At 63.3% G+C, this 1139-nt stretch carries 1 protein-coding gene; it reads right to left on the minus strand.

Annotation, left to right across the window (positions count from 1 at the left end; genetic code table 11):
• Positions 1-92 precede the first annotated feature (92 nt).
• A complete protein-coding gene (locus tag EOD07_RS35265) occupies positions 93-833 on the minus strand; it encodes a Bax inhibitor-1/YccA family protein (RefSeq protein WP_127238428.1) in 741 nt (246 codons plus the stop codon).
• Between the last annotated feature and the right edge of the window lie 306 nt (positions 834-1139).

The raw sequence follows: 1139 nt of genomic DNA on the forward strand, positions 1-1139 counted from the left end.
CTCGATAACAGCAAAGGACTGCGTAAAAAGAAAGGGCGGCCGTTGGGCCGCCCTTCGCAAAGTCTGTGGTCCAGTGAGACCGGCAACTGCCTTTAGCGGCGGTCGCCCCTGAACTGCAGCAGGAACATGAACAGGTTGATGAAGTCGAGATAGAGCTGCAGCGCGCCCATGATGGCCTTGCGGCCGGCGACATCGGCGACGTCGCCCTCGAAATACATCTCCTTGATCCGCTGCGTGTCGTAAGCGGTGAGGCCCGCGAAGACCAGCACGCCGATCGCCGAGATGGCGAAGGCGAGCGCCGACGACTGCAGGAAGATGTTGATCAGCATCGCGATCAGCAGGCCGATCACGCCCATGATCAGGAACGAGCCGAACGCCGACAGGTCGCGCCTGGTCGTGTAGCCATAGAGCGAGAGGCCGCCGAAGGCCGCGGCCGTGGCGAAGAAGGTCTGGGTGATGCTGGTGCCGGTGTAGACGAGGAAGATCGTCGACAGCGACAGGCCGACAAGGCCGGCATAGACCCAGAACGTGGTCTGCGCCGCCGCCACGCTCATCGACTGGATGCGGAACGACAGGAACATCACGGCGGCCAGCGGCGCCAGGATGACGACCCAGCGGAACGCGCTTGCATAGATGAGCTGGCCGAAGCCGGTCAGCTGGCCGTCGCCCGTGACGGCGAGGTGGAAGGCGCCCCAGGCGGCAAGGCCGGTGATGAGCAGGCCAAGCCCCATGAGGTTGTAGACTTTGATCATATAGGCGCGCAGGCCCTGATCGATATCGACGCGCGCGCCGGGGGCGGCGGACGTCTGGTAGTTGCGAATGGGATCAGCCATTGGAAATCCTCTGTTGCTTCTGCCCCGTCCGGTGACAGGTCTTTTGGGGACCAGGCGCCGCTGGCGGAACTCCAGCATGCCTGCGCAAAATATGAGCGTTCTCGACGTCAAGAACAAGACGGTAACGCGCGGTAACGCTTTGTGAGAAGGCAAAAGCCCGGTTTTCGGGCCTTCCGGCCGCCATTCTTACCAAGATTTAACCGGGCAAGCCGCCGAAGCCCTCAGTCAAGGCTGCGCATCAGAGGTTGCGCAGCACCGGCGCCGCCTTGTGGCCGAGCACCCGCCAGGTGCCGGCAAGGCCGATGC

The sequence above is a fragment of the Mesorhizobium sp. M2C.T.Ca.TU.002.02.1.1 genome (genome assembly GCF_003997225.1).